The organism is Halobacterium sp. CBA1132 (assembly GCF_001485535.1).
GTDB lineage: Archaea > Halobacteriota > Halobacteria > Halobacteriales > Halobacteriaceae > Halobacterium.
Map to the genome: position 1 here is coordinate 1,317,139 of NZ_BCMZ01000001.1, position 26,319 is coordinate 1,343,457.

The following is a 26,319-nucleotide window of genomic DNA, read 5'->3' on the forward strand; positions in this document are numbered from 1 at the left end:
GTTACGGTTGCACCTCGGGTTGTGTCTCCTCGCGGAGGGATTTCCAGACCTCGTTTTTGATTTCGTTGAACTCGTCGCTCGTGATGATGTCCGCGCGGGACTGCGAGTGGTCGAGGTCGACCTCCGTGACGGTCTTCTTCGTGCCGGGGTGGCGGGTCATCACCATCACCGTATCCGAGAGGTAGACGGCTTCCTCGACGTCGTGCGTGACGAAGATGACCGTCTTGTCGAGGTCGCCCCAGATGTCGATGAGTTGGTCTTGGAGGTCCTCGCGCAGCGGTTGGTCGAGCGCGCCGAACGGCTCGTCCATCAGCAGAATCTTCGGGTCGTACGCGAGCGTGCGAGCGAGGCCGACGCGCTGTTTCATGCCGCCGGAGAGCTCCTTCGGGTAGTTGTCCTCGAAGCCCGTGAGGTCCATCATGTCGATGTACTTCTGGGCGGTCGAGCGCCGCTCCTCCTTGTCCATGTCCTGTTCTTCGAGGCCGTAGGTGACGTTCTCCATGACGGTCCGCCACGGGAACAGCGCGTAGTCTTGGAACACGACGCCGCGGTCGGTGCCGGGGCCGTCGATGGTCTCCCCGTCGACGTCGATTGTGCCCGACGTCTCCTCGAGGAAGCCGGCGACGAGGTACAGGAGAGTGCTCTTCCCGCAGCCGGAGGGACCGACGACGCTGACGAACTCGCCGCCGTCGATGTCGAAGGAGAGGTCCTCGACGGCGGTGGTTCGCTCGTTGCCGTCGTCGTACACTTTCTCGAGGTTGGAGATGGTTACGTTGCCGTCCATGCTAGCAGTCGACCACCAGTTGTTGGGGGCGCGTCGCGGCCGCGTCGGGTGTCGGTCCGAAAGCGGTGCGTCCGCCGGGTGGGTTGGCTGTGCCAGCCAAGGTTGTGCTCTGAGATGCGGGGAAGCGTCCGTGAGGAGGCAACCCACTCTCACTGTGTGGGAGTGTCACACCCCAATCGATGTCGTAGCCGTATAAAAAATTTTCCCGGACGGCGGGGTCGCCGTCCCGCTCGGGAGCGCCTCAGCGCGACCGCGGAACGCGCTCGACGGCCGGCGCAACGAGTTCGACAGGGTGTGTCGACGCCTGCGGGAGCAGCGATTCGAGTTGCTCGTGGCAGGACGCGCCGCTGGCGACCAGTTCGCGCTCGTCGACGTCCGCCGCCTCGAACTGGTCGGCGAGCGTCTCGCCGACGTCGACGCTGAGCTCGTAGTACTCGGACTTGTAGCCGAAACTCCCGGCCATCCCGCAGCACTCCACGTCGGAAGTCACCACGTCGTAGCCGAGGCGGTCGAAGACCGCTTCGGTGTACTGGTCGACGTCGAGCGTGCGCTGCTGGCAGTGGCTGTGGTAGGCGACGTCGCCGCCAGCGGTGAGCGTGTCGGCGTCCGCACCGTTCTCCAAGAGGCCGTAGACGTACTCCATCACCTCGTAGCTGTTCGCGGCGAGGCGCTGGGCGCGGTCGGCGTCGAGCAGGCGCTCGTACTCGCGGCGGAACGCTGCGAGGTCCGACGGTTCGACGACCACGACGTCGCGGCCGTCGTCGAGGTACGGGTCGAGGCTGTCGGCGACGCGCGCGGCGTTCTCGGTGGCGGTCGCAATCATCCCCTGCGAGAGCGGCGCGCGCCCGCTCTCGTGGCACGGCGCGACCGTCACGTCGACACCCAGCGCCTCCAGCGTTCGCACGGCGGCCTTCCCGCGGTCGACGAGCACGTAGTTCGTGTACGCGTCCGGGTAGAGGACGGCCTCGCGGTCCCCGTCCCCGGCAGTCGCCAGCGGCTCCCGGGACTCGAACCAGTCCACCAGCGTCTCCCGCTGGAACGCGGGGAGGTCGCGGCGGCGGTCGACGCCCGCGACGCGCTCCATCAACGCCCGGGACGGCCCCCAGTCCGCGAGCCAGTTCGAGACGGGCGCGGTCGCGGACCCGAGTTTCGCGAGCGCGCCGAAGTTCCCGAACAGGCGCTTCTGGACGTCGACGCCGCCCGGGTCGGCGTCCGGCGTCAACCCCTCGACCAGCCAGTCGAACTCCGTGTCCGTGCCGCGGTTGACGCGGTCGCGGACGACCGTGTTTATCCACGGGATGTCTATCTCGACGGGGCAGGCGTCGACGCACCGCGAGCACCCCGTGCAGAGGTCGTTGAACTCCGCGGCCGAGTCGAGGCCGTGGACGCCGGCCTCCCAGCCGGTGGCGATGCCGCCGGTGTACGTTTCGCCGCCGAACGCGTGCCCGCCGACGTGCTGGAAGTTCGCACAGGAGTTCGCGCACGCGCCACACCGAATGCAGTAAAGGGTCTCCCGGAGCTCGTCGTCGTCGCGCATCTCGGTGCGCCCGTTGTCCAGCAGGACGAGGTGGAACTCGCGGTCGTCCGCGCTCCCGTCGAGCGGTTCGTCGGGCGCGTCGAAGTCCACGACCGGCGAGTCGACGGGCGGCGAGAGCAACGAGAGGTACGTCGCGATGTCCTGCCCGCCGGCCGCGCGCGCGATGAGTTCCGCGAACGGCGGGAACTCGTCGACGCTCGGAATCAGTTTCTCGACGCCCGCAACGGCGACGTGCGTGTCCGGCGTGACCGCGCACTTGCGCGCGTTGCCCTCGTTCGTGACGAGCGCGATAGTGCCGGACTCCGCGAACACGAAGTTCGCGCCCGTCATCCCCACGTCGGCGTCCATTATCTTCTCCCCGACGTGGTCGCGCGCGAACTGCGTCAGGTCCTCCGCTGTCTCCAGCGGCTCCGCGGGGTCGAAGTGCGCGTTGAACAGCTCGGCGATGTCCTCGGTGGACTTGTGGAACGCCGGGCCGACGAGGTGGGAGGGCGCCTCGTCGGCGACCTGCAGGACGAACTCCCCGAGGTCCGTCTCGGTGACGTCGACGCCCACGTCCGCGAGCGCGTCGTTCACCTCGATTTCCTCCGTCGTCATCGACTTCGACTTCGCGAGCGTCTCCGCGCCCTTCGACTCCGCGATTTCAGTGATGTAGCGGTTCGCGTCCGCGGCGTCGTCGGCGACGTACACCTCGCCGCCGTTGGCCTCCACGGACGTCCGGGCCGCCTCGATGAGTTCGGGGAGGCGCTCGATGGCGTCCTCCTTGATGGCGCGGGCCTGCCCGCGGAGTTCGTCGATGTCGTCGCGGTGGCTGTTGGTCTCGTAGCGGCCCTCGTTGACGTGCGTGGTGTTCTCGAAGACTGCGTCGCCCTCGGTTTCGAGGAGGTGGCGTAGCTTCGCCGCCTTGCGCTCTCGGTCGGCGCTCATCGGTCCGTCACCACCACCGCGTGAACGCGCTGGGGACCGTGGACGCCAGCCACGAGTTCACCCATGTCGGCGGTGGCGCTCGCGCCCGTCGCCAGCACTGCCGAGTCCCGCCCGGCGTCGAACTCCTCGCCGAGCCACGACGCCGTCTCCTCGACGTCCTCGTGGAGGTCGCTGGCGCGGACGACGCCGACGTGCGTCGTCGGGTAGAGGCTCACCGGCTCCGCCCCCGCTTCGTCGCCCTGAATCACGAAGGTCCCGTAGCTCACGATGCCGTGGACGCGCGTGACGCCAGTCTCGGCCTCCCGGAGCAAGCGCGGGGTCGGCGGTATCTCCACGTCGGTGTCGTCGAGGGAGACGCCGTCGATGCCCAGCGGGACGCCGACTGCGGGCTGCTCGACCACGCCGGCGAGCGCGTCCGCGAACTCCGCGGCTTCGACGCGCGTACACGACACGTCGGCCGCCTCCAGCGAGTCCGCGAACCTGTCTGTGGTGTCCGTTCGCATGTACCGTACGTCGCCCACGCCGCGCTTATGTCTACCGGTCACCCCTCGGTCATGACGGTGACCACGGGAATCTCGGCGTTCAGGAGGAACGACTGCGTCGCGCTCCCGAACACCGCCTTCCCGACGGGGGTGCGCTTCCGGCCGCCGACCACGAGGTAGGTCGGGTCGTCGAGCGTGTCGAGGACGCCGAGGACTTCGCCGACGGTTTCGCCGACGCGGCCCACGTAGCGGGCGTCCGCCGGTACGTCGTCGAGCGTCTGCTTGGTGATGTCCTCGGCGACCCCGGCGGCGTCGCGCTGCGCTTGGTCGACCGTGTAGCTGTCACCCTCGGTGCCGCCGTAGTCCGTTCCCGCGGCCGTCGGGAAGCCGAAGTTCGCGGTGGAACCGCCGTCCGAGCGCTCCTCGTAGGCGTCTTCGGGCATCACGTGCACGACGACGAGTTCTTCGCCGTACTGCGCGGCGAGGTCGGCGCCGACTTCCACGACTCGGTCCGGAATCTGCTCCCCGTCGACTGCTGCGACGATTGCCATGCGCGGCGGTTCACGGCCGGGACACAAAAACGTGTACCCGCTCCCCGCGCCCGGTACCCGGGATAGCACCTATGTACCCGGAGCCGCGTGTACTGGGGCATGGGAGCCATCGACGAGCACGACAACGAGCATCTGACGCCGTCACTCGAACACGTCTTCGACCTCGACATCGAAGTCGCCGACCCAATCGTCATCGGGGAGACCGGCGACGGCGAGCGACGCATCATCGAAATCACGGACGGCACCATCTCGGGCCGTATCGACGGCCACGTCCTCCCGGGCGGCGCGGACTACCAGCTCTACCGCACCGAGCGCCCGACGGAACTCGTCGCGAAGTACGCCTTCGAGACGGATTCGGGGTCCCGGGTCTACGTGGAGAACCGCGGCATCCGGTGGGCGCCCCCCGAGACCAGCCGTAAACTCCGCGACGGCGAGGAGGTCGACCCGGACGACGTCTACTTCCGGTCGGTGCCGGAGTTCGAGACCGCGGACCCGGAACTGGAGTGGCTGACACAGAGCGTGTTCGTCGCGACGGGCGTCCGGCAGCCCTACGGTGTGAAACTCGCGGTCTACCGCGTCGCCTGACGCTCCGGCCGCGTCGAAAAGCGGCGCTGCCAAGTCGCCCTACGCATTTCTGTCCAGTTGATAGTTCCACAGAGTAGTCTGTCAGCCAATACACCGAATCGGTCGCACGATTGTCGACATTCGATCCCACACTTCGACAGTAGTAGCACGCGTCGACGAAGCGCGCGCGGACTCAGACTCGGTGATGATTGGAAAAGAGTGCGGGAATCCGTCGAAACGAATCGGAAAGTGGATGATTGTTTGCATCAATAGCGAATTGGTATCCGGGATTCGTTCCGTGTCGCGTCGGGTGCGCGACTGCGCTCGCGTTCGCTCCCGGAGTCGGTTCGCGTTCGTCGTCGACGAGTAGCGGAACGTCTCTCCGGAACAATCGGTTCGATAGATTGTTTGGTAATCAGAGACGTACTGTTTCGAGGTCGCTCCGGGCGCGGTAGTTCCGAGCGTGTGCGAAGTCGCGGGCTTGGGCATATACTGGTAAGCTCAAGTCTAGAATTAACTCACATCGAATTCCCGAATAACGGAAACATTTAACATAATGATTGTCGAGTAGGTTGTATGGGCATGTTTGACAGTGACAGTACCCGGCGGTCGTACCTGAAGACCGTGGGCACAGCGGGAGCGCTCGGCATGAGTGGACTGGCCGGCTGTACGGCCTTCGGCGGTGGCGGCAGTGGCGGCGACGAAACCATCACCGTCGCGGCCGCAGTCCCCGAGACCGGGCGGCTCTCGTCGGTCGGCAACGAGATGCTGCGCGGCTACGAGATGGGCGTCAGCGTCATCAACGAGAACGGCGGCATCGACGGCAAAGAGGTCGAGCTCATCGTGCAGGACGACGAGAGCGACCCCGCGACGCTCCGGCAGGTGCTCCAACAGACACTGAGCAACAACGACGTCGACATGGTCTGGGGGAGTTTCTCCAGCCCGCTCGTGATGGCGGGCAGCGCGCTCGCGGAGAACGAGGGCCTGCCGTTCCTCGCCGTCGCCACCTGCTATCAGGCACCGCTGACCGACGAGGGCAAGGAGTGGACGTACACGCCGTTCCCGAAGACCCGCGACGTCACGCGCGCGACGACCGGGCTGCTCGACCTGATTCCCGAGTCCGAGCGCCCCCAGACGGTGGGTATCTGGGAGGAGAACTCCGGGTGGGGCAAAGAGATGGCAGAAGCGTGGGACACGAAGCTCTCGGAGGCCGGCTACGACGTCGCCATGCGCGAGACGTACGGCGCGGGCAACCAGGACTTCTCGACGCTCATCTCCCAGTCCGAGAGCGCGGGCGTCGAGGCGCTGGTCGCGTGCCCGCAGCCCCCGGACGGCATCACGGCGATGACCCAGCTCAACAACAGCGGCTACACGCCGGACTTCATCGAGTTCGTGCGCGCCGCGGACCCGCAGGCGTGGTGGTCTGCGCTCGGCGAATCGGGCAACTACGTGACGATGTGTCCGGGGTGGGCGCCCGGCATGACCGGGAATGGCAACCAGACGCTGCTGGACACCTACCGCGCCAGCACCGAGGGCGCGGGCGAGAACGCCGTGCCGCGCGTGATGGTCGGCGTGGGCTACAACCTCACGCAGACCGCCGAGCAGGCGCTCTCGGGGGCGTCCTCGACGGACCCCGCGGACGTCAAGTCGTCGCTGGACGAGAACGACTTCCAGACGGTCATCGGGGAGTTCAGTTTCGACCAGTACGGGATGCCCGAGCCGGGCCAACTCTCCGCAGCGAGCGCGCAGTGGTGGAACGGCGAACAGCAACTCGTCTACCCGCAGACGGAGAACGCCGCGGACCTCCAGTTCCCCATCGAGTAACGCCGGGGGACGGAGTCGGTCGAATGCGGTAGTCGCCGCTCGCGCGCGTACCTTTTTGAAGTATGCCGCACAATCGGTAGACGATGTCACTCGAACTTTCGATCGATGCGGACTGGAGCGAGCAGTATATCGACGGCGAGTGGGTCGGTGCGGACAGCGGAGAGACCATCGCCGTCGAAGACCCCTCGACGCGCGAGGTCGTCGCCGAAGTCCCCGAGAGCGTCGAAGCAGACGTCGACGCCGCCTACGAGGCCGCCGCCGAAGCCCAGACCGAGTGGGCGCAGGCGCCGCCCGCGCGACGGCAGGAAGTACTAGAGACCGTGTTGCAGCTCCTCGACGAGCACGAAGAGGACATCGTCGGCCTGCTCGGTCGAGAGGCCGGTGGCTCCGCCATCATGGGCGGGACGTCCGTCCACCTCGCCAGCGACCAAGCGAGCGAAGCGGCGACGCTCCCGCGACGCATGAAAGGCGAGCACGCCGACTCGAACATTCCCGGCAAGGAGAACATCGTCGAACGAGGCCCGAAGGGCGTCGTCACCGTCATCTCCCCCTGGAACTTCCCCCTGAACCTCTCGATGCGCGCCGTCGCGCCCGCCATCGCGGCGGGCAACAGCGTCGTCCTCAAGCCCTCCACGAACACGCCGATTTCCGGCGGGCTGCTGTTCGCGAAGCTCTTCGAGGAAGCCGGACTGCCCGAGGGCGTGCTGAACGTGGTCACCGGGCGCGGCTCTGAAATCGGTGACCGCGTCGCCAGCCACCCCGAGAGCGACGTCGTGGCGTTCACCGGTTCGACCCCCGTGGGTCGCCGTGTCGCAGGTCTCGCCGGGGAGAACCTCGCGGTACCCGCGATGGAACTCGGCGGCAACAACGCCCACGTCGTCACCGCCGACGCCGACCTCGACCAAGCAATCGACGCGGCGGTCTTCGGGTCGTTCGTCCACCAAGGACAGGTCTGTATCTCCATCAACCGCCACATCGTCCACGAGGACGTCTACGACGAGTACGTCCAGCGACTCACCGAGCGCGCGGAGTCGCTGCCGGTGGGGAGCGCGCACGACCCCGAGACGGTCGTCGGCCCCATCATCGACGAGTCCCAGCGCGACGAGATGCTCGAATACGTCGAGGAAACCATCGACGCGGGCGCGACCCTCGAAACCGGCGGCGAAACCGCCGACATCGACGGCGTCGACGACTCGCTCGTCGTCAAGCCGACGGTCCTCTCAGACGTCACCAACGACATGTCCGCGGCGTGCTTCGAGCACTTCGGGCCGATTGCGCCCGTCATCCCGTTCTCGGACGTCGACGAAGCCGTCGAACTCGCCAACGACACCGAGTACGGGCTCTCCGGCAGCGTCCACGCCGGCGATCTCGGCACGGGCCGCGAGATCGCCAACCGCATGGACACCGGAATGGTCCACGTCAACGACCAGCCCATCAACGACGAAGCCCACGTTCCCTTCAGCGGCACGAACGCGTCCGGCGTCGGCGGCTACAACACCACCGACTTCCTCGAAGAGGTCACCGAGCAGAAGTGGATTAGCGTTCAGCACGAACCGCGCGAGTACCCGTTCTGAGGTCGCCGGGGTCGCCAACCAGTAGGAATTTCACGGCCCCCGTCCGAGGGGATGGCATGCCAGCGAACGGGCCAGACGACTCGGTGTCCCCCCGGAACATCGTCATTCTGAAAGTTCGGGTGGCCAACCCCACCGCCTCGACGCGCGACCTCAGTCGCATCCTCGAAGCGGAGTACGGCATCGAACTCTCACACAACCGCATCAGCGAGCTTCTCCGCGAGATGGCCGAAGACGGCCTCTACCGGGAGACGGTCATCCCCGACCAGAGCATCTTCAACCACTATCTGTTCCGGTTGTCCTTTCACTACCCGAACTTCGCCGACCAGTGGGAGGACTGCTACTGGGCGCTCCGGGACGACCCGCACGTGTTGATGTTCTTCAACGCGGACTCGGAGTACCACTGGCAGTTCATCACGCAGTTCCGCGACAACGACCACATGCAGCGCTGGATTCACGAGTTCTTCAAGGAGTTCGGCGAGTTCATCTCGGGGTTCCACAACACCGTCCTCCACCAGGTCCACAAGTTCCAGACGGACGCCGCGGTGTTCGACGAACTGCTGCGCGAGACCGAGGAAGGCCGGCAGTATCTCGCGGAGAACGAGCCCTAGTTCTGGACGGCGGCGGCGAGCAGTTCGACAGGCGTCGGCGGGCTCTCGCCGTCCTCGGGCACGAGGCCGGCGGCGTCGCGGGCGTCCTCGTCGAGCATGTCGCCGAGTTGCGTGCGACAGGACGCGCCCGGCGCGACCGCGAGTTCGCCCTCGCTGTCGTCGAGTTGGTCGACGAGGATGTCGCCGATGGCCTCGCTCATGGCGTGGTGTTCGGATTCGTAGCCGAACGTCCCCGCCATCCCGCAGCACGTCGAGTCGACGGGGTCGGTCGCGTAGCCCGCGCGGCGCAGCACGCCGACCGCGTGGTGGTCTTTCTTCGTCGCCTTCTGGTGGCAGTGACCGTGGTAGGACAGCGACGCCTCGGGCGCGCTCCACTCAGCCTCCTCGTCCAGCCGGAACACGTCCAGGTACTCGCAGACGCCGTACGTGTTCGCGGCGAGCGTCTCGACGGCGTCGCCCGAGAGCAAGTCGAGGTAGTCGGACTGGAACATCACGGCGTCGGAGGGCTCGACGAGCACCACGTCCCAGCCGTCGCGAACGCGGGGTTCGAGCGCCGCGACGTTCTTCCGAGCCGTTTCGCGGGACTTGTCGAGGAACCCCTTCGAGTGGGCGGGCCGGCCGCTGTCGGTGCGGTCGGCGAGGTCGACGTGGACGCCCGCGGCTTCCAGCACCCGTACGGCGGCCTTCCCGATTTCGGGGTGCGCGTAGTTCGTGTACGTGTCCGGGAACAGCACGGCCTTCCGGTCGGCGTCGCCGGCGGGGACGGTCGTGCCGCCGCGTGCGTCGAACCAGTCCTTGAGGGTCTCGCGCTCGAACGTCGGGAGCGTGCGCTCGCTGGCGATGCCGACGGTCTTCTCCATGAGCGTGCGAGCGCCCGGCACCTTCGAGACGAGATTCGAGACGGGCGCGGTGGCGCTGCCGAGCGCCGCGAGGGAGTCGACGTTCGCGAACAGCTTGTCGCGGACGCTGGCGCCCTCGCGCTGGTGGCGCTCGTGGGTGACTTCGGCTTTCATCTTCGCCATGTCGACCTCACTGGGGCAGTCTTTCGCGCAGCCCTTACAGCCCACACAGAGGTCGAGGACTTCCTCGGCGAACTCGTCGCCGGTCGGGTCGTCGGGCAGGTCGCCGCTCATCGCCTGCCGGAGCATGTTCGCGCGACCTCGCGTCGACGTAATTTCCTCGTCGGCCGCGCGGTAGGTCGGACACATCACGCCGCCCGTGGTGTCCTGCTCGGTGCGGCAGCCGCCGCAACCGTGGCAGAGTTCGACCATGCCGCGGAGGCCGTTCTCGTTGTCCCAGTTCAGTTCCGCGTCGAAGCCCGCGTCGAAGTCGTAGTCGGGGCCGAAGCGGAGGTTCTCGGTCATCGAGACGTCGCCGCAGACCTGCCCGGGGTTCAGCAGCCAGTCGGGGTCGAAGGCGGTCTTGAGGTCGCGGAACGCCGCCCAGAGTTCGTCGCCGTACAGTTTGTGGTTCCACTGGGTGCGCGCGCGGCCGTCGCCGTGTTCGCCCGAGACCGACCCGCCGAACTCCACGACCATGTCGGTGACGCGGTCGGCGATGTCCTCCATCGCGGCGAGGTCGGCGTCGGACCGGGTGTCGATGAGCGGGCGGACGTGCAGGACGCCGGGGCCGGCGTGCGCGTAGAAGGACGCGAACGTGTCGTTGTCCTCCAGAATCTCCTGGAAGCGCGTGACGAACTCCGGGAGGTGCTCGGGCGGGATGGCGGCGTCCTCGATGAACGAGATGTGTTTCGCGTCGCTGGTGCGCCCGAGCAGAATCGGGAGCCCGGACTTCCGTAGCTTCCAGTAGGTCGCGCGCTCCTCGTCGCCGTGGGCTTCCAGCGCGTCGAACGCGAAGCGGTCGTCGCCTTCACTGAGTCGGTCCTCGACGAGGCCAGCGGTCTTCTCGCGGCCGTCCTCGTCGTCTTCGGCGTAGAACTCCACGAGCAGCGCGGCGCGCGTCCCCTCGGGGAGGAGTGCGGTCACGTCCTCGAACTCCGCGGTGTCGCTGGCGAGGTCGATGAGCGTGTCGTCGATGAGTTCGACCGCCGCGGGGTCGTGTTCGAGGACGTGCGTGACGTCCGAGACGGCGTCGACGACGCTCTCGTACGTGAGCAGGGTGACGGACTTCGTCTCCGGGACGGATTCGAGGGAGACGGTCGCCTCCGTGATGACGGCCAGCGTCCCCTCGCTGCCCGCGAGCAGGCGCGCGAGGTTCACCGTGCCGTCCCGGGCTTCGTCGACGAGGCGGTCGAAGTTGTAGCCGGAGACGTTGCGCTTCATGTCCGGGAAGCGCGCTTCGACCTCGTCGCCGTGGTCGTCGATGACGTCGACGACGCCCGCGTAGATGCGCGGCAGCAGGTCGTCAGCGTCGGCGTCCGCGCGCTCGCGGAGTTCGTCGACCTCGATTTCGCCGAACGTCGCCGTTGACCCGTCCGCGAGCACGACGTCGCACTCCTCGACGTAGGCGTCGGTTTTCCCGTACTTCAGGGAGTGCGCGCCCGTGGAGTTGTTCCCGATGGCGCCGCCGACGGCGCTCCGGTCGCCCGCGGCGGGGTCGGGCGCGAACTTCAGGTCGTGGGGCGCGAGTCGCTGGTTCAGGTCTTCGAGGACGGCGCCAGCCTGCACGTGGGCTTCCCGGCCGTCGGGGTCGATGTCGATGATGCCGTCCATGTGCCGCTGGAAGTCGAGGACGATGGCTTCGTTGACCGTCTGTCCCGCGAGGCTGGTGCCGCCGCCGCGGGGCAACACGGGAATCTCGCGGGTGGCGCAGTAGTCGACGACCGACGCGACGTCGTCGGTATTCTCGGGGAAGACGACGCCGACGGGCGTCACCTCGTAGGCGGAGGCGTCGGTCGCGTACAGTTGGCGGGTGTACGTGTCGAAGCGCACCTCGCCGGCGACGCGGGCTTCGAGGTCGTCGACGAGACCGGGGCGTTCGACGTTGTCGCTGACGTAGTCGTACTCCGATCGGCCGTCCGCCGCGGGGGGCGTCGCGTCGTGCCCCGGCACGCCGTGCTCGTTAGATGCCATCTGGTTGTCCGCGACTACGGCGGACAACCCCCTTGTGTTTTCGGATGCGTCGAAGCTTCGCGGTGTAGCGCTCGTGAAACAGTTTAGTGGTTGCGCGCGAACAGAAAGATATGCCAAACGGACCCACGACGCGGACGGGGGTGAAATCCGACGAGACGCTGTTCGCGGTGTTGGCGGCCGTTCGGGAGGCCGACGGCGCGGGCGTCACGGAGCTCGCCGACCGCCTCGACGTCGCGAAGAGCACCGTCCACAACCACCTCGCGACGATGCGCGAGCACGGGTTTGTCGTCAAGCGCGACGGGAAGTACCACCTCGGACTCGCGCTGTTCGACTACGGGCAGTCGGTCCGGAACGGCCGCAGTGTCTACCGCGCGGCCCGCCCGGTCGTCGACGACCTCGTGGCGTCGACCGGCGAGATGGTGTGGCTGTTCACCCCGGAGAACGGCCGCGTGATGTACCTCTACGGCGGCGCCGGCGAGACCGGTATCGACGTGAACACGATACTCGGCTCGTGGGACTACATGCACTGTACGTCCGGCGGGAAGGCGATTCTGGCGCACTACTCGGAGGCGGAGGTCGACGCGGTGGTCGAGCGCCACGGACTCCCCGCGCGCACCCCGAACACGGTCACGGACCGCGAGGAACTGGACGCGGAACTGGCGACGGTCCGCGAGCAGGGGTACGCGTTGAACCTCGGGGAGGACCTCGAAGGCATCCACGCGCTCGCGGTGCCGCTGCGCTACGAGGACGACATCGTGGGGTCGCTCGCGGTCGCGGGGCCGGCCCACCGTGTGAGCCGCGAGCGCTGCGAGACCGACCTGCTGGAGCGGCTGCGGGCGTCGACGAACGACATCGAACTCAACCTCGCGTACTCGTAGTCAGCCTGCCAGTCCCGCGATTTCGGCGGCTGCACACCCGGCGTTCGCGCACTGCCCCGCGAGCAGCGCCGCCGTCAGCGGGTACGCCAGCGCCATCTGCGCGCGCGCCGACCGGCGCGGAGCGACAGTGACGGCGAGCGCGGCGTCGGCGAGGGCGGCCACGGCAGCGACCAGCGCGAGCGCGGGCAGGACGGCGGCCGCGACGAAACCGACGACGAGCGCGGCGGCGGACACGTGAATCCCGGCGGCGACACGCGTGCTCGTTCGGTCCCCGAGCAGCACGGGGAGCGTACGCTTGTCGACGCTACGGTCGAACTCCCGGTCGAGGCGGTCGATAGAGACCTTCAGTCCAGACAGCGAGACGGCGAGAACGACAGCGACGGCGGCGACGCCGGGCGCGAGGCGGCCGGTCTGGGCGAGGGCGCCGCCGGCGAACGCGAGTGCGACGCCGACCGGGTAGTCGACGGTGACGGTCACCGGGTGTTTGTCGAGGGCGGGCGCGTGGAGGACTGCGAGCGTCCACAGCGGGAGCGTCGCGGCGACGGCCGCGCGGGCGCCGGCGGTCCAGAGGAGCGCGGCGAGTGCAACGAATGCAATCGAGGACGCGACTGCGGCGACCTTCGCGGTGGTCGCAGAGAGTACCGGGGCGTGTTCGCCGCGCACGTGAGCGTCGACGTAGTCGTCGACGACGTGGGCGGTGTAGAGCGCGGTGGCGACGGCCGCGGCGTGGGCGGCGGCCAGCGGGAGCGAGACGCTGGGCGCGAGCGCGCTCCCGGCGGCGGCGAGGCCGACTGCGGGGAGCATGAACGTCGGCTTGACGTTCGCGAGGAGTGCGCGGGCGGTGCGGGGTTCGGCGGTCACAGCGGCGGTTCGCCGCAGCGGGACAAAAGCCTGACTCGTCGGGACGCAAAACTCGCCCACGGCGTCCCGAATGAATAATCGATACTGTTATTAGCGGGTGTGGGCTTGAGTCACACAGCACAGTAACGCATGCACTACTTGGAAGCATTCGAGCGGAGCGTCCGCGTCCACGGCGACGACACCGCCATTCTCACTGACGACGGCCGGTCGTTCACGTACGACGAGTTCGACCGCCGGAGCACCGAACTCACGAACGCCGTCACCGACGCGGTCGGTGACGCCCCGCTCGCCGTCCTCGCGCTGAACGGGCCGGCGGCGGCCGAAGCGATGATTACCGGGCACAAGCGAGGCGCGCCGACCGTGCAGTTGTCCTTCCGGGGGACGGCCGGCGAACTCGTCGACATGGTGGAGACGGCGGGCGCCGACGCGCTCCTCTTCGACGACGCCAACGCCGACACCGCCGTCGACGTCATCGACGGCGCGGACCTCTCGGTCGGGTTCCACGCCGGGTCGAAGGATGTCGACCACCCCGACGTTCTCGACTACGAGGAGACGCTGGACGCCGCCGCATCCACGCTCCCCGACCACCTCCCGGCGGACGGCAAGACGAACATCTTCTACACGAGCGGCACCACGTCCACGCCGAAGGCCGTCGCGTTCGACGGCGAACAGATGTGGACCGGCGCGTACCAGGGCGTCATGGAGCACGGTATCGCCCAGACGGACCTCTCCATCGTCACGACACCGTGGTACCACATGGTCACCTCGGACGCGTGGCTGTACCCACACTGGATGGCGGGCGCGACCGTCCTCATGCATCCGGACTTCGACCCCGTCGAAGTGCTCGAACTCGTCGAGGACAACGACGCCACCGGCCTGCTCGCAGTGCCCACGCAGCTGTCGCTGCTCAACGACGTCCAGGAGAACGAGGCCGACCCCTACGACACGAGCACGCTGTCGTACATCCGGACGGGCGGCTCCGTCGTCACCGAGGAACTCGTCGAGCGCACGTCGACGTACCTCTCGGACCAACTCTACAACACGTACGGGATGACCGAGGGCGGCCCGAACTTCACGTTCGCGCACCCGTCCGTGCAAGCCGACCACCCCGGCACCATCGGCAAGGAGTCGTTCTCGTGGGAACTGCGCGTCGTGGAGACGGCGCCCATCACCGAACACCCCGACCCCGAGGCGGAGGTCGAGCCGGGCGAACAGGGCGAAATTATCGCGCGCGGCCCGGGCGTCCCGGACGGCTACATCGACAACCCCGAGGCCGAGGAGAAGTCGTTCTTCGACGAGTGGCTTCGCACCCGCGACGTCGCGGAAGTCGACGAGGACGGCTTCCTCTACATCACGGACCGCGTGGACAACATGTTCATCAGCGGCGGGGAGAACATCTACCCCGCGGAAGTCGAGCGCGCCATCGACGGCCACCCCGCGGTCGCCGAGACGCTCGTGTTCGGCCGTGACGACCCCGAGTGGGGGAAGAAAGTCACCGCTATCGTCGTCGCGGAGGCCGACGTCGACGCCGAGGAACTCGACGACTTCTGCTGCAAGCACGACTCGCTGGCGAACTACAAGCGCCCCCGAGAGTACGTCATCCGCGAGGAGCCGCTGCCGCGCACGGACACCGGCACGGTCCAGCGCCAGCAGGCAATCGACCGGCACTTCGACTGACGCGGCCGCCGCCCTTCCTCCTGGAGTCCCGCTGTTCTAGAACCCCACTGCGAAGATGCCGATCTGAATCGGCAACAACAACAGCAGGGTCGCCAGCGAACACAGCGCCGCCATCTTGATGAGTTCCACCGAGTCCACCACATCGAGACCGAGGATAGCGACCAGCACGGCGGACTGGTAGGGGAAGAAGTACGCGTTGAGCGCGACCGCTTCGGTCATCACGACGGGACCGAGGGGGAGACCGGCGCCCTCGGCGAACGCCACGAGCACGGGCGTCAGCACGCTCGCGACCGCCAGTCCCTCCATGAGGAACGTCAGCGCCAGCGACGCGAGCGCGAGGAATCCGAGCGCGACGGCGAGCGACGCGTCCTGCGGGAACGTCGCGAGGATGGCGTCGGCGGCGACGTCCGTGAAGCCGGTCTGCTGGAGGCCGGCGGCGATGGCGAAGATAGCGCCGAGGAAGAACACGATGGAGAAGTTGGCGTCCTCGACGGCGTCGACGCCGACGACGCCGACGCGCGGCGTGAACGCGAGGACGGTGACGGCGAGCGCGCCGTACAGCGGGTGGAGGCCGTGAATGGAGTCCGTCGCCCAGATGGCGACGCCAACGAGCAGGAACGCCATCATGCGGCGGGCCTCCGAGGGAGTTTCGTCCGTCTCCTCGGCGTCGGGTGCCTCGATTGCGCCCGAGTCATCGGGCCGGTAGAGGACGTACGCGATGACCGTGATGAGGGCGCCGCGACCGACCCACATCACGGGGCCGAGCCAGACGGCCCACTCCATCCAGCCGATGGAGACGCCGGCGTTCGCCTGCAGCAGCCCGTTGATGATGATGTTCGCCAGCGACCCCGTGAGGATGCCGGTGCCCGCGTAGTAGGTGACGAACAGCGGCCCGAGGAAGAGGCCGACGCGGGCGCTGCGGTCGGTGAAGCGCTTGCCGACGGAGATGAGAATTGGGCCGAGAATGAGCACGCGCACCAGCGACGACGGCACCAGCACGACGAACCCGAGCGCGGCCGCGGACAGCACGACCAGCAGATTCCGGTACGTGGTCGTCGCGTCCGAGGTAGCGTCCCCGGGGAGCACGCCGAGTGCGGTGCGTTCGACGGCGGTTGCGAGTCCGCTCTCTCGGGTGGCTTCCCCGAGGAGGATACCGAGGACGACCAGCCACGTGGCCGCCGACTCGAAGCCGGTGAGCGCGAGGTCAGTCGAGAACGAGACGCCGACGAGTCCGATTGCGAGCAGGCCGGTGAGCCACGGCGCCACGGGCGCGCCCACCCAGAGGCTGATGGAGAAGACCGTAATTGCGAGCATCGTCGCCATGTTGGTGGCGACGGGCGCGTACAGGAGGACGGCGGCAGCCGCGACTACGCCGACCGGCAGCGAGAGCCACGCTGGGTCGAACGCCCCGCGGAGGACGCCCGACCGCGTCGATTCAGTCGTCACGTAGGAACACCGTTTGCTCACACGGACGAAAACTGGCTTAATCTTTCTTCCGGAACGTGAGGGGCGGAAGATGTTTGGCGCTCGCGGGCGCACTGTCGAAGCGATGATTACGGAGCCAGCACCCGATGTCTACGACGTGACGCTCGCGGAGTCCAACGGCGGCCGCTATCGCGTGTTCGTCTTCGACGGTGACGTGCCGACGCTCGTGGACGCCGGCCTCGAAGGGATGACTGAGACGGTCGCGGACGCCCTCGCGGACCTCGGCATCGAGCCGGAGCGCCTCGTCGTCACGCACGGCGACGGCGACCACGTCGGCGGCCTCCACGGCCTCGTGGACCGCTACGACCTCGAAACGTGGCTCCCCGAGGACCTCGATGTCGAGGGTCACGAACCGGACCACCGCTTCGGGGACGGGGACGACGTCGGCCAGTTTACGGCCGTCCACACGCCCGGTCACGCGCCCGAACACCACTCGCTGGTGGACGAGGACAGCGGCGTCGCCGTCATCGGGGACGCGCTGTTCGGCGCGGACTCGCGCGGCCTCCCGGAGGGGTACTTCGTGCTGCCGACCGGCTACTACTCCGAGAACCTCAACGAGGCAGACGAGTCGCTGGGGAAGCTACTGGACTTCGACTTCGACGTCGGCCTCGTCTACCACGGCGAGAGCGTCACGGAGAACGCAAGCGAGAAACTCGACTCGTTCGTGAACTTCGCCGGGAAGCCGAGTTAGTCCGCGCCGGCGTCGGCGGTGTCGCCAATCGCGTCGCCGGCCTCCTCCCCGAGGTAGGCTTCGATGACGCGGCGGTCGTTCTGAATCTCGTCGGGCGTACCCGTGGCGATGAGGTTGGCGTTGTCGAGGACGAACACGCGCTCGCTGACGGACATCAGCGCGCGCATCACGTGGTCGATGAGGAAGACGGTCTTCCCGCGGTCGGCGATTTCGCGGATGAGTTCGACGATGGCCTCCGTCTCGTCGGTGTCGAGGCCGCCCGCAACCTCGTCGAACAGCAGGACTTCGGGGTCGGTCGCGAGCGCGCGGGCGATTTCGAGGCGCTTGAGCGCGCCGACGCTGAGTTCGTCAGGCGTGGTGTGCGCCATGTCGTCGAGGCCGACGAACTCTAGGGCTTCGTGGGCGCGCTCCTCGGGGTCCACGGATTTCCGCCCGCCGAACTCCGCGCCGACGGCGGCGTTCTCCACGAGCGTGAGGTTCTCGAAGGGGTGGACGATCTGGTGGGTGCGGACGAGTCCGCGGTGACAGATTTCGTGGGGGGACATGCCGGTGATGTCCTCGCCGTCGAGGTAGACGGTCCCCTCGGTCGGCGCTTGGACGCCGGAGATGAGTCGGAACAGCGTCGACTTGCCGGCGCCGTTCGGCCCGATGAGGCCCACGGTCTCCCCCTTCTCGATGGAGAAGGAGACGTCGTCGACGGCGACGATACCGCCGAAGTTCTTCGTGAGGTGCTCGCCTTCGAGTACGGTCATCTTGGTATCCGTTACCTACACACCCGCATAAATGTAGCCTTCCCCGCCGAACCCCCAAAGGCATGTAACCGCTGGCCGCGACTGAGGAGACGATGCTTCGAGCTTACGACGGCACGACGCCGACGGTCGCCGAGTCGGCGTACGTCGACGAGCGCGCGACAGTCATCGGGAACGTGGAAATCGGGCCGGAGGCGAGCGTGTGGCCGGGCGCGGTGTTGCGCGGCGACCACGGCCGCATCGAGGTGGGCGAGCGCGCGAACGTGCAGGACAACGCGACGCTGCACGAGCACGCCGTCCTCGCGGCGGGCGCGACGGTCGGCCACAACGCGGTCGTCCACGACGCGACGGTCGGCGAGCGCAGCGTCGTCGGCATCGGCGCGGTGGTGCTCGATGACGCCGAAATCGGGGCGGGCAGCGTCGTTGGTGCGAACAGCACGGTCACCGAGGACACCGAGATTCCGGGCGGCGTGCTCGCTGTGGGGACGCCCGCGGAAGTCCGACAGGAACTGGAGGGGGACTTCTGGGCGGGCGCGGGCGACCGCTACGCGGAACTGGCGAAGCAGTACGCCGGGACGACGCGTGTCGTCGAGGACGGCCCGGTGCTTCCGGAGTGAGCGCGGCGGCCGGATATTCACTGAGGGCGGGGAGCCGGGTCGGCGATTGACGGAGGGAAAACCGTTTTAGTGGCATTCGGTGTACTGTGGGACGTGAACTTACAGCGCCTGTTCCGACCCGAGCGTATCGCAGTCGTCGGTGCCTCCGCCACCGAGGGGAAACTCGGCTACGAGGCGATGGCGAACGCCGTCGAGTTCGACGGCACCGTCTACCCCGTGAACCCGTCCGGCGAGGGCGAGGTGTTCGGCGAGCCGTTCGTCGAGTCCGTCACCACCATCGAGGAGACCGTCGACCTCGCGCTGCTAGCGGTCCCCGCCCACATCGTCCCGGACGTCGTCGAGGAGTGCGGCGAGGCCGGCGTCGGTGGCGCGGTCATCTACGCGGGTGGCTTCGCGGAAGCCGGCGACGACGGCGAGGAGCTACAGGAAGCGGTCATCGCGGCCGCCGAGGAGCACGACGTGGCCCTGCTCGGCCCGAACACGAGTGGATTCGTCGCACCTGCGAGTAATCTGCTCGCGTCGTTCGCGGGCGGCGTCGAGCGCCTCCGCCCGGGCGGCGTGACGATTCTCGCGCAGAGCGGCGGGGTCGCTCACCAGTTGGCGTTCAGCGCGCACCGCGAGGGCCGCGGCATCGCGACGATGGTCGGGCTCGGGAACCGCGCGAACGTCGGCTTCGAGGAGGCCATCCCGTACTTCGACTCGGACCCGAACACGGACGCCATCGTCCTCCACGTCGAGGGGACGGACGACGGCCGCGCGCTCCTCGAAGCGTGCCGCGAGTCGGACACGCCCGTAATCGCGTACAAGGTCGGGCAGGCGGACGTCGGTGACTTCGCGGAGTCCCACACGGGCGCGCTCACGGGCGACCACGCGCTCTACACCGCTGGGTTCGCGCAGTACGGCGTCCCCACTGTCGAATCGACGACGGAGCTGTTCGACGGCGGGCAGGCGCTGGCGAGCTCCCCGGAACCGGACGGCGCGAACGTCGGCGTCGTCACCGCGCAGGCCGGGCCGGGCATCATCATCGCGGACCGCCTGCAGCGGGCGGGCGCGACGCTCCCGGCGCTCGCCGAGGACACGCAGGACCGCGTGGGCGAGATTCTGCCGGGCATCACGTACGCCGAGAACCCCGTGGACACGGGCCGCCCGATGCCGGAGTTCGGCGACATCGTCGAGGCCGTCGCGGCCGACGACAACGTCGACGTGGTGCTGGTCTACGAGTTGTTCGAGGAGGCGCTGGGCTTCCCGCAGGAGACGCTGGACGGTCTCGCGGAGCGCGTGGACAAGCCCGTGCTGTTCGCCACCGAGGGGCCGGCCGAGTCGATGGCCGACGACCTCGCGGCGCTCCGAGACGCGGACGTGCCCGTGTTCACGTCGCCGGAGCGCGGCGCGGACGCGGCTGCAGTGCTCGCGCGGTACGCGACACTGGACGACGCTGCCGCCGAGGAGGAGGTGAGCGCCGATGTCTGAGGACCCCATCGCTGCCGCGCAGGCGGACGGCCGCACCACGCTCACGGAAGCGGAGGCGAAGTCGCTGCTCGCGGACGCCGGCATCGAGACGCCCGCGTTTTCGGTCGCCGGAGATTCGGATGCGGCCGTCGAGGCCGCCGCGGACATCGGCCTCCCGGTCGTCGTGAAAGTCTCCTCGCCGTCGGTGACGCACAAGAGCGAGTGGGCCGACGGCGCGGGTGTCGCGGTCGGCCTCGACTCCGCGGACGCGGTGCGCGAGGCCGCCGACGCAATCTTCGCAGCGGCAGACGACCGCGGCATCGACGCGGACGTACTCGTAGAGGAAGCGCGCGACGTGAACGCCGGCACCGAGGTCATCGTCGGCGGCCTGCGCGACCCGTCGTTCGGCCCGGTCGTGCTGACGGGCCTCGGCGGCATCTTCACGGAGGTCTACGAGGACACCAGCCACCGTATCGCACCCATCGACGCGGCGGAGGCCCGGGAGGCCGTCGAGGAGCTGACCGCCATCGAACTGCTGGAGGGGTACCGCGGTCGCGACCCCGCGGACGTCGACGCGCTTGCCGAGGTTGTAGCGGCGGTGGGCGACCTCGTAGCCGAGCACGAGGCGATTTCGGAAGTGGACGTGAACCCGGTACTGGCGACGGAGGATGGTGCGGTAGCGCTGGACGCGCTCGTCGTGCTGGGGGGTGAGTGAGATGGCGGGCTACGAGCGCGAGTGGACCGTGCGGTTCTCGGACACGGACCCGTTCGGCATCGCGCACTACCCGCGCATCGTGGACGCGCTCCACGAGACCTCGGACATGTTCATGCAGGAACTCGGGTTCCCGTTCTGGGAGATTTCACAGGACCACGGGTTCGGCCTGCCGCTCGTGGAGATGAACTTCGAGTTCGAGAACCCCGTGGAGGCCGGCGACGAGGTCACCATCGAACTCACGCCCGACGTCGGTGGGCGGAGCGTGCGCTTCGAGTACGAGGCGCGCTGTAACGGCGAAGTGGCGTTCTCGGGCCACGAGCAGCGGGTCTGCGCCCACCACGGCGGCGGCGGGTCGATGGAGCTACCCGACGACCTGCGCGCGGCCTTCGAGGAGTACACCGAGGACTGAGCAGGCGCTTCCGTCTACGGTACGCTTTTGCTGTTCGGCGCGCGAGGTACTGGCATGGCCGAGTTCACGAACCCGTACGCGGAGGCCGACCCGTTCGTGGAAGCGCACTTCGACTGTCTGGACTGCGGCGGGAAACTCTGGGAGTACGCGATTCAGGGAGCGATGGTCTGCGAGGACTGCCGCTCGCTGTTCCGCTCGAAGGACGTCTACGCCGACCAAGTCGCGGAGACGGCCTAACACGTTCGTACCGCTGGACGCCGCGTCCAGTACACTTATGAGAATTCTGTGCTAATGTAACACCATGGCAACGCAAGAGACGGAGGACCTCCTAGAGATGAGTGCAGACACGAGGGAGCTCCTCGACGAGAACAACCTCGTCCCGCTGTGGGAAGTCGAGAACGACATGGGCGACCTCGTCGACGACATCGGGGCGAACATCTGGAAGTGGGACGACATCCAGGCCGCCATCGACGGCATCGAAGCGGACGTTCCCATCAACGACCTGCCGCCGGGGTTCCAGCGCCGGGTCGCGGTGCCGCTGAACGCGCCCCACGCCATCTCGAACACCATCTACGTCGGCGTCCAGACGGTCTCTCCCGGCGAGACCGCGCCCGCGCACCGCCACGCGTCCAGCGCGCTCCGATTCACCATCGACGGCCACGAGGACATGAAGACGGTCGTGGCCGGCGAGGAGTTCCCGATGCTGGACAACGACCTCATCACGACGCCGCAGTGGGAGTGGCACGACCACGTCAACGACGGCGACGAGACGGCGACGTGGCTGGACATCCTCGACCTGCCGCTGTTCTTGGACACGCTGAACAACAGCCACGTCTTCGAGAACCACGAACTCGAACGCCAGCCGGTCACGAAGTCCCAGGGGTACTGGGCGTCCCAGTACGGCCGCGGGCGACCCACGAACGACGACAGCGACGGCTCGATTCCCGGCCCCTTCGAGGGGAACGCGGAGGCGACGCCGCCGTACCGCTTCCAGTGGTCGGACATGCTGGAGTCCCTCCGACAGCGCGCCGAAAACGACGACCCGGACCCGAACAACGGCTACAGCATGGCCTACGCGAACCCGGCGACGGCCGAGCCGCCGGTGACGCCGACGATGGACTTCCGCGCTCAGCTCCTCCAGGAGGCGACGGACCCGCACTTCCACAACTCCACGGAGGTGTACTTCGTCATCGAGGGTGAGGGCGTCACGCACGTCGGCGACGAGGCCCTAGAGTGGGGCGAGAAGGACATCTTCGTGATTCCGCCGGACGAGATTCACCACCACGAGCCGGACGGCGAGGAAGCGACCCTGCTGGGCATCAGCGACGAGCCGGTGCTGCGCGCGCTCAACTTCTACGCCGAAGCCGAACCGTCCTCGTAGCCCGCGCCGACACTCCTCTCCGGTTTCTTTCACTCTTTCTCGATGGGAACGACATGTGTGTCCGTCGAGAAGTGACAGTATTTGAACGGTTACCGCATGTTTTATGATGTAAGTGATGCAGTTGTTGGTATAGCATGGTGGACAGTGACAGGTCACAGAGCAGGCGTACGTATCTCAAAACACTCGGCGCGGCCGGAACCGTCGGCATGTCCGGGCTCGCTGGCTGCACCCTCCTCGGCAGCGGCGGAGACGGCGACAGCAGCGAGACAATCACGATAGCCGCGACGGTACCCGAGACCGGCCAGTTCTCCTCGCTCGGCGCGGCGGTCAAGCAGGGGTACGAGCTCGGCGTCGCACGGATGGACGAACAGCTCGACGCGGACGTCGAGCTCATCATGCAGGACGACGAGAGCGACCCCGAAGTCGTCCGGCAGAACCTCACCCAAATCACGAGTAACAACGAAGTCGACATGATCTGGGGGAGCTTCTCCAGCCTCCTCGTGACGGCGGGCTCGGCGTACGCGGAGAGCCAAGGCATCCCGTTCATCGGCGCGTTCTTCGCCTACGAGGCGCCACACCGCAACTCGGGCTACGAGTGGACGTACTCGCCGTTCCCGAAGTCCCGCGACGTTGCGCGCTCGACGCGAGGACTCCTCGAACTCATTCCGGAGGCAGAGCGCCCGACTAACGTCGGTCTCTGGGAGCCCAACAGCGGGTGGGGCGAAGAACAGGCCGACTACTGGGAGGAGACGCTCACGGACGCCGGCTACGACGTCGTGCTCCGGGAGACGTTCTCGCTGGGCAACCAGGACTTCGCGACGCTCATCTCCCAGTCCGAGAGCGCGAACGTCGAGGCGCTGCTGTCGACGCCGACGCCGCCCGGCGGCATCACCGCGGTCAACCAGATGCAGGCGAACAACTGGTCGCCGGACGTGCTGAAGTTCGTCCGCGCGGCGGACCCGACCGCGTGGTGGTCGGCGCTCGGCGACTCCGGCGCGTACGCCTGCATGTGTCCCGGCTGGGTGCCCGGCCTCACGGGCGGCGGCAACCAGGCCATGTGGTCGGCCTACGAGAGCGAGTACGGCCTCGACGACGGCGAACTCATCCGCACGCCGGTCGGCGGCGCGTACAACGTCGCTCAGACCTCGCTGCAGGCGATTCAGGGAGCGGAGTCCACCGACGCCGGCGCGCTCCAAGAGACGCTTCGCTCGCAAGACTTCGAGACCGTCATCGGGACGTTCGGCTTCGAGGACAACGGGCTGCCCGCGGAGGGCGACCTGACCGCGCCGACCGGCCAGTGGTGGGAGGGGAACCAGCACACGGTCTACCCCGACGTCGACGGCCGCGGCGCCATCGACTTCCAGTACCCGATTCCGGCGTGGAGCGAGCGGTAATCTCTTAGTACCCCACTCTCTCGGTACACATATTCACACATGGTAACGACCGACCTACTCGTTCAGTCGCTGCTCAACGGCCTCCTCCTCGGCGGAATCTACGCCGTCGCCGCGCTCGGGCTCTCGCTCGTGTTCGGCATCATGGACATCGTCAATCTCGCTCACGGCCACATGCTGATGGTGGGCGCGTACGTCGCGATTATCCTGTTCACCTCGCTGGGCCTCACGCCCATCGTCGGGATGGTCGTCGCGTTCGCCGTCCTGTTCGTGCTCGGGATGGCGCTCCAGCGGTTCGTCCTCGAACGCGTCGTCGGAGAAGGCATGGAACAACCGATTATCGTCCTGTTCGGGCTCGCGCTGATGCTCCAGAGCATCGGCCGCCTCGCATTCGGGGGGAACGCGCAGGCGACGGACATCGGCATCCCCGGTGACGCAATCGCCATCGGCGCGGCGACGCTGTCGTTCTCGCGCGTCGTGACGTTCGTCCTCTCGGTCGCGCTCATCCTCGGCACGTGGGCGTTCCTGAAGTACACGACCACCGGGCTGGCGATTCGCGCGACCGCGCAGAACAGCTCCGCCGCCCAGTACATGGGCATCGACACGGACAACATCTACGTGCTCACGCTCGGCATCGGTACCGGACTCGCCGGCGCGGCTGGCGCGCTCCTCTCGATGCTGTTCCCGATTACGCCGTTCGTCGGCTGGTCGTACCTGCTGAAGGCGTTCGCCGTGGTCGTCCTCGGCGGCGTCGGCAGCGTCGCCGGCACGCTCGTCGGCGGCCTCATCCTCGGCGTCTCCGAGAACGTCGGCGTGCTCTACCTCGGTGGCGGCTTCCGGGACATCATCAGTTTCGGCATCTTCGTGCTGGTGTTGCTCGTGCGGCCACACGGCCTGTTCGGTAGCTCCGGAGGTGGTGAGTGATGGCGTCGCTTACTGACCCCTTCGAGGGCCTCTTCGAGAGCCGGCGCCGCGTCGCCATCGCCGTCGTCGGCGTGCTGGCGCTCGCCGCGGTCCCGTACTCGACGACGGCGTACATCACGGAACTCGTCTTCACCGGGCTGGTCTTCGTGATGCTGGGCGTGTCCTGGAACCTCGTCGCGGGGTACGCCGGACAGATTAGCCTCGGCCACCACGCGTTCTTCGGACTCGGCGCGTTCGTCTCCGCGTGGCTGACGACGCCGGGGCGCGCCGGCCTCCCCGAGGTAATCCAGTCGCCGGCGTGGCTCGCCATCGCTGTCGGCGCGCTCGCCGCCGGCCTGCTGGCGCTCGTGCTCGGACCGCTACTGTTCCGGCTGACCGGCCACTACTTCGCCATCGGGACGCTGGCAGTCGCCGCTATCGTCCAGCTCGTGTTACTCGACCAGCGTCGGTTCTCCGGCGGCTCGACGGGCTACTACGTTCGGAACAACGTCCAGCCGGAGACCGTCTTCGTGTTGATGCTGTTGGCGACAGTCGCAGTCATCCTCGTCACGTACGGCATCGTGAACAGCCGCTCCGGACTCGGGATGCGCGCCATCCACGACGACGAGGACGCCGCCAGCAGCCTCGGCGTCAATCCGCTGCGGTACAAGCTCATGTCGTTCGCCGTCGCCTCCGGAATGGCGGGGCTTGCGGGCGGGCTCTTCGCGCAGTTCTCCGGCTACATCAACGCGGACTCGACGCTCGGTGTCACCTACATGGTGGACACGCTCGTCGTGGTCGTCCTCGGCGGCATGGGGACGATGGCCGGGCCGCTGGTCGGCGCCGGCCTGTTCCTGAGCTTGGACACGGTCCTGCGTCGGACCGCCGGCGAGTTCGCGACCACCATCGAGGGCGCGCTCATCATCATCTTCGTCATCTTCGTGCCGGGCGGCCTCTACAAGCTCCTGTCGGACGTCACCGTCGCGGACGTTCGAGACGCCGTCGAGGATATCCGGCGCGAGGTCGAGGAGGACGGCATCCTCACCGTCATCTCGCGGCGGTTCGGTCGCGGCGACGACCACAGTTCGAACCACAGCAAGTAACCGCCCCGGTCAGCGGTCCCATCCGCTCTGTTTTTCAGAAACGACTCGACGCCCGTTCTACGCCCCTGTCTCCGTTGACACTGATACGCTACCCGTCCGTCGTGGTCAACACTGTTCGTCGCGGAGT

The 26,319-nt window shown here is 67.7% G+C and carries 24 protein-coding genes; 16 read left to right on the forward strand and 8 right to left on the reverse strand.

The genetic code is table 11. The features are described from left to right. Window position 1: 1 nt before the first annotated feature. The 4 genes from AVZ66_RS15680 to AVZ66_RS06855 all read right to left on the reverse strand — a co-directional run bounded on the left by AVZ66_RS15680 (window position 2) and on the right by AVZ66_RS06855 (window position 4,281). The gene (locus AVZ66_RS15680) at window positions 2–784 is read right to left on the reverse strand and encodes an ABC transporter ATP-binding protein (protein WP_082678797.1); all 783 of its coding nucleotides are present in this window, start codon (window positions 782–784) and stop codon (window positions 2–4) included. 241 nt (window positions 785–1,025) lie between these two features. Further along, window positions 1,026–3,248, reverse strand: coding sequence for an LUD domain-containing protein (locus AVZ66_RS06845; protein WP_058983064.1), 2,223 nt, complete (start codon window positions 3,246–3,248; stop codon window positions 1,026–1,028). Then, a complete protein-coding gene (locus AVZ66_RS06850; RefSeq protein WP_058984670.1) occupies window positions 3,245–3,751 on the reverse strand; it encodes an LUD domain-containing protein in 507 nt (168 codons plus the stop codon). The genes AVZ66_RS06845 and AVZ66_RS06850 overlap by 4 nt, the downstream gene beginning before the upstream one ends. 38 nt (window positions 3,752–3,789) lie before the next feature. Further along, window positions 3,790–4,281, reverse strand: a complete 492-nt coding sequence (locus tag AVZ66_RS06855; protein WP_058983066.1) for a universal stress protein — start codon at window positions 4,279–4,281, stop codon at window positions 3,790–3,792. 99 nt (window positions 4,282–4,380) lie between these two features. Here AVZ66_RS06855 and AVZ66_RS06860 point away from each other — a divergent pair, with 99 nt between their 5' ends. The 4 genes from AVZ66_RS06860 (at window position 4,381) to AVZ66_RS06875 (ending at window position 8,851) form a co-directional block, all read left to right on the forward strand. Continuing rightward, a complete protein-coding gene (locus tag AVZ66_RS06860; RefSeq protein ID WP_058983068.1) occupies window positions 4,381–4,866 on the forward strand; it encodes a DUF3237 domain-containing protein in 486 nt (161 codons plus the stop codon). 561 nt (window positions 4,867–5,427) lie between these two features. After that, window positions 5,428–6,669, forward strand: a complete 1,242-nt coding sequence (locus tag AVZ66_RS06865) for an amino acid ABC transporter substrate-binding protein (protein ID WP_197407732.1) — start codon at window positions 5,428–5,430, stop codon at window positions 6,667–6,669. 83 nt (window positions 6,670–6,752) lie between these two features. After that, entirely contained in the window at window positions 6,753–8,243 is a 1,491-nt protein-coding gene (locus tag AVZ66_RS06870; protein WP_058983072.1) for an aldehyde dehydrogenase family protein, read from the forward strand. Between the two features lie 56 nt (window positions 8,244–8,299). After that, a complete protein-coding gene (locus AVZ66_RS06875) occupies window positions 8,300–8,851 on the forward strand; it encodes a hypothetical protein (RefSeq protein ID WP_058983074.1) in 552 nt (183 codons plus the stop codon). Here the strand turns inward: AVZ66_RS06875 and AVZ66_RS06880 are convergent. Continuing rightward, on the reverse strand, window positions 8,848–11,883 hold the full coding sequence (locus tag AVZ66_RS06880; RefSeq protein ID WP_058983076.1) for an FAD-binding and (Fe-S)-binding domain-containing protein: 3,036 nt from the start codon (window positions 11,881–11,883) through the stop codon (window positions 8,848–8,850). The two genes, AVZ66_RS06875 and AVZ66_RS06880, sit on opposite strands and share 4 nt — an antisense overlap. A gap of 110 nt (window positions 11,884–11,993) precedes the next feature. Here AVZ66_RS06880 and AVZ66_RS06885 point away from each other — a divergent pair, with 110 nt between their 5' ends. Further along, on the forward strand, window positions 11,994–12,761 hold the full coding sequence (locus tag AVZ66_RS06885) for an IclR family transcriptional regulator (RefSeq protein WP_058983077.1): 768 nt from the start codon (window positions 11,994–11,996) through the stop codon (window positions 12,759–12,761). Here AVZ66_RS06885 and AVZ66_RS06890 read toward each other — a convergent pair whose 3' ends face one another. After that, a complete protein-coding gene (locus AVZ66_RS06890; RefSeq protein WP_058983079.1) occupies window positions 12,762–13,622 on the reverse strand; it encodes a UbiA family prenyltransferase in 861 nt (286 codons plus the stop codon). 129 nt (window positions 13,623–13,751) lie between these two features. Between AVZ66_RS06890 and AVZ66_RS06895 the strand changes: the two genes are divergently transcribed. Continuing rightward, complete coding sequence (locus tag AVZ66_RS06895; RefSeq protein ID WP_058983081.1) at window positions 13,752–15,299, forward strand: class I adenylate-forming enzyme family protein; 1,548 nt, start codon at window positions 13,752–13,754, stop codon at window positions 15,297–15,299. Window positions 15,300–15,335: 36 nt separating this feature from the next. On the opposite strand, the gene AVZ66_RS06900 is transcribed toward AVZ66_RS06895, so the two are convergent. After that, a complete protein-coding gene (locus tag AVZ66_RS06900) occupies window positions 15,336–16,745 on the reverse strand; it encodes an SLC13 family permease (RefSeq protein WP_058983083.1) in 1,410 nt (469 codons plus the stop codon). A gap of 103 nt (window positions 16,746–16,848) precedes the next feature. On the opposite strand from AVZ66_RS06900, the gene AVZ66_RS06905 reads away from it, so the two are divergent. Next, window positions 16,849–17,475, forward strand: a complete 627-nt coding sequence (locus AVZ66_RS06905; RefSeq protein WP_231727087.1) for an MBL fold metallo-hydrolase — start codon at window positions 16,849–16,851, stop codon at window positions 17,473–17,475. Here the strand turns inward: AVZ66_RS06905 and AVZ66_RS06910 are convergent. Further along, window positions 17,472–18,227 carry an ABC transporter ATP-binding protein gene (locus tag AVZ66_RS06910; protein ID WP_058983085.1) on the reverse strand — a complete coding sequence of 252 codons (756 nt, stop codon included), beginning with the start codon at window positions 18,225–18,227 and terminating at the stop codon, window positions 17,472–17,474. The two genes, AVZ66_RS06905 and AVZ66_RS06910, sit on opposite strands and share 4 nt — an antisense overlap. 92 nt (window positions 18,228–18,319) lie before the next feature. Here AVZ66_RS06910 and AVZ66_RS06915 point away from each other — a divergent pair, with 92 nt between their 5' ends. The 9 genes from AVZ66_RS06915 to AVZ66_RS06955 all read left to right on the forward strand — a co-directional run bounded on the left by AVZ66_RS06915 (window position 18,320) and on the right by AVZ66_RS06955 (window position 26,192). Continuing rightward, the gene (locus AVZ66_RS06915; RefSeq protein ID WP_058983087.1) at window positions 18,320–18,841 is read left to right on the forward strand and encodes a gamma carbonic anhydrase family protein; all 522 of its coding nucleotides are present in this window, start codon (window positions 18,320–18,322) and stop codon (window positions 18,839–18,841) included. A 93-nt stretch (window positions 18,842–18,934) separates the two neighbouring features. Beyond that, window positions 18,935–20,311, forward strand: coding sequence for an acetate--CoA ligase family protein (locus AVZ66_RS06920; protein WP_058983089.1), 1,377 nt, complete (start codon window positions 18,935–18,937; stop codon window positions 20,309–20,311). Continuing rightward, window positions 20,304–21,005 carry an acetate--CoA ligase family protein gene (locus AVZ66_RS06925; protein ID WP_058983091.1) on the forward strand — a complete coding sequence of 234 codons (702 nt, stop codon included), beginning with the start codon at window positions 20,304–20,306 and terminating at the stop codon, window positions 21,003–21,005. The genes AVZ66_RS06920 and AVZ66_RS06925 overlap by 8 nt, the downstream gene beginning before the upstream one ends. A 1-nt stretch (window position 21,006) precedes the next feature. After that, window positions 21,007–21,414, forward strand: coding sequence for a thioesterase family protein (locus AVZ66_RS06930; RefSeq protein ID WP_058983093.1), 408 nt, complete (start codon window positions 21,007–21,009; stop codon window positions 21,412–21,414). 54 nt (window positions 21,415–21,468) lie between these two features. Continuing rightward, entirely contained in the window at window positions 21,469–21,651 is a 183-nt protein-coding gene (locus AVZ66_RS06935; protein ID WP_058983095.1) for a hypothetical protein, read from the forward strand. A gap of 64 nt (window positions 21,652–21,715) precedes the next feature. Then, window positions 21,716–22,795, forward strand: coding sequence for a cupin domain-containing protein (locus AVZ66_RS06940; protein WP_082678798.1), 1,080 nt, complete (start codon window positions 21,716–21,718; stop codon window positions 22,793–22,795). A 134-nt stretch (window positions 22,796–22,929) separates the two neighbouring features. Then, a complete protein-coding gene (locus AVZ66_RS06945; RefSeq protein ID WP_082678799.1) occupies window positions 22,930–24,189 on the forward strand; it encodes an ABC transporter substrate-binding protein in 1,260 nt (419 codons plus the stop codon). Window positions 24,190–24,228: 39 nt separating this feature from the next. Further along, window positions 24,229–25,110 (forward strand): branched-chain amino acid ABC transporter permease, encoded by an 882-nt coding sequence (locus tag AVZ66_RS06950; RefSeq protein ID WP_058983100.1) that lies wholly within the window; start codon window positions 24,229–24,231, stop codon window positions 25,108–25,110. After that, on the forward strand, window positions 25,110–26,192 hold the full coding sequence (locus AVZ66_RS06955; RefSeq protein WP_058983102.1) for a branched-chain amino acid ABC transporter permease: 1,083 nt from the start codon (window positions 25,110–25,112) through the stop codon (window positions 26,190–26,192). Before AVZ66_RS06950 ends, AVZ66_RS06955 begins: the two co-directional genes overlap by 1 nt. The last annotated feature ends 127 nt before the right edge of the window (window positions 26,193–26,319 follow it).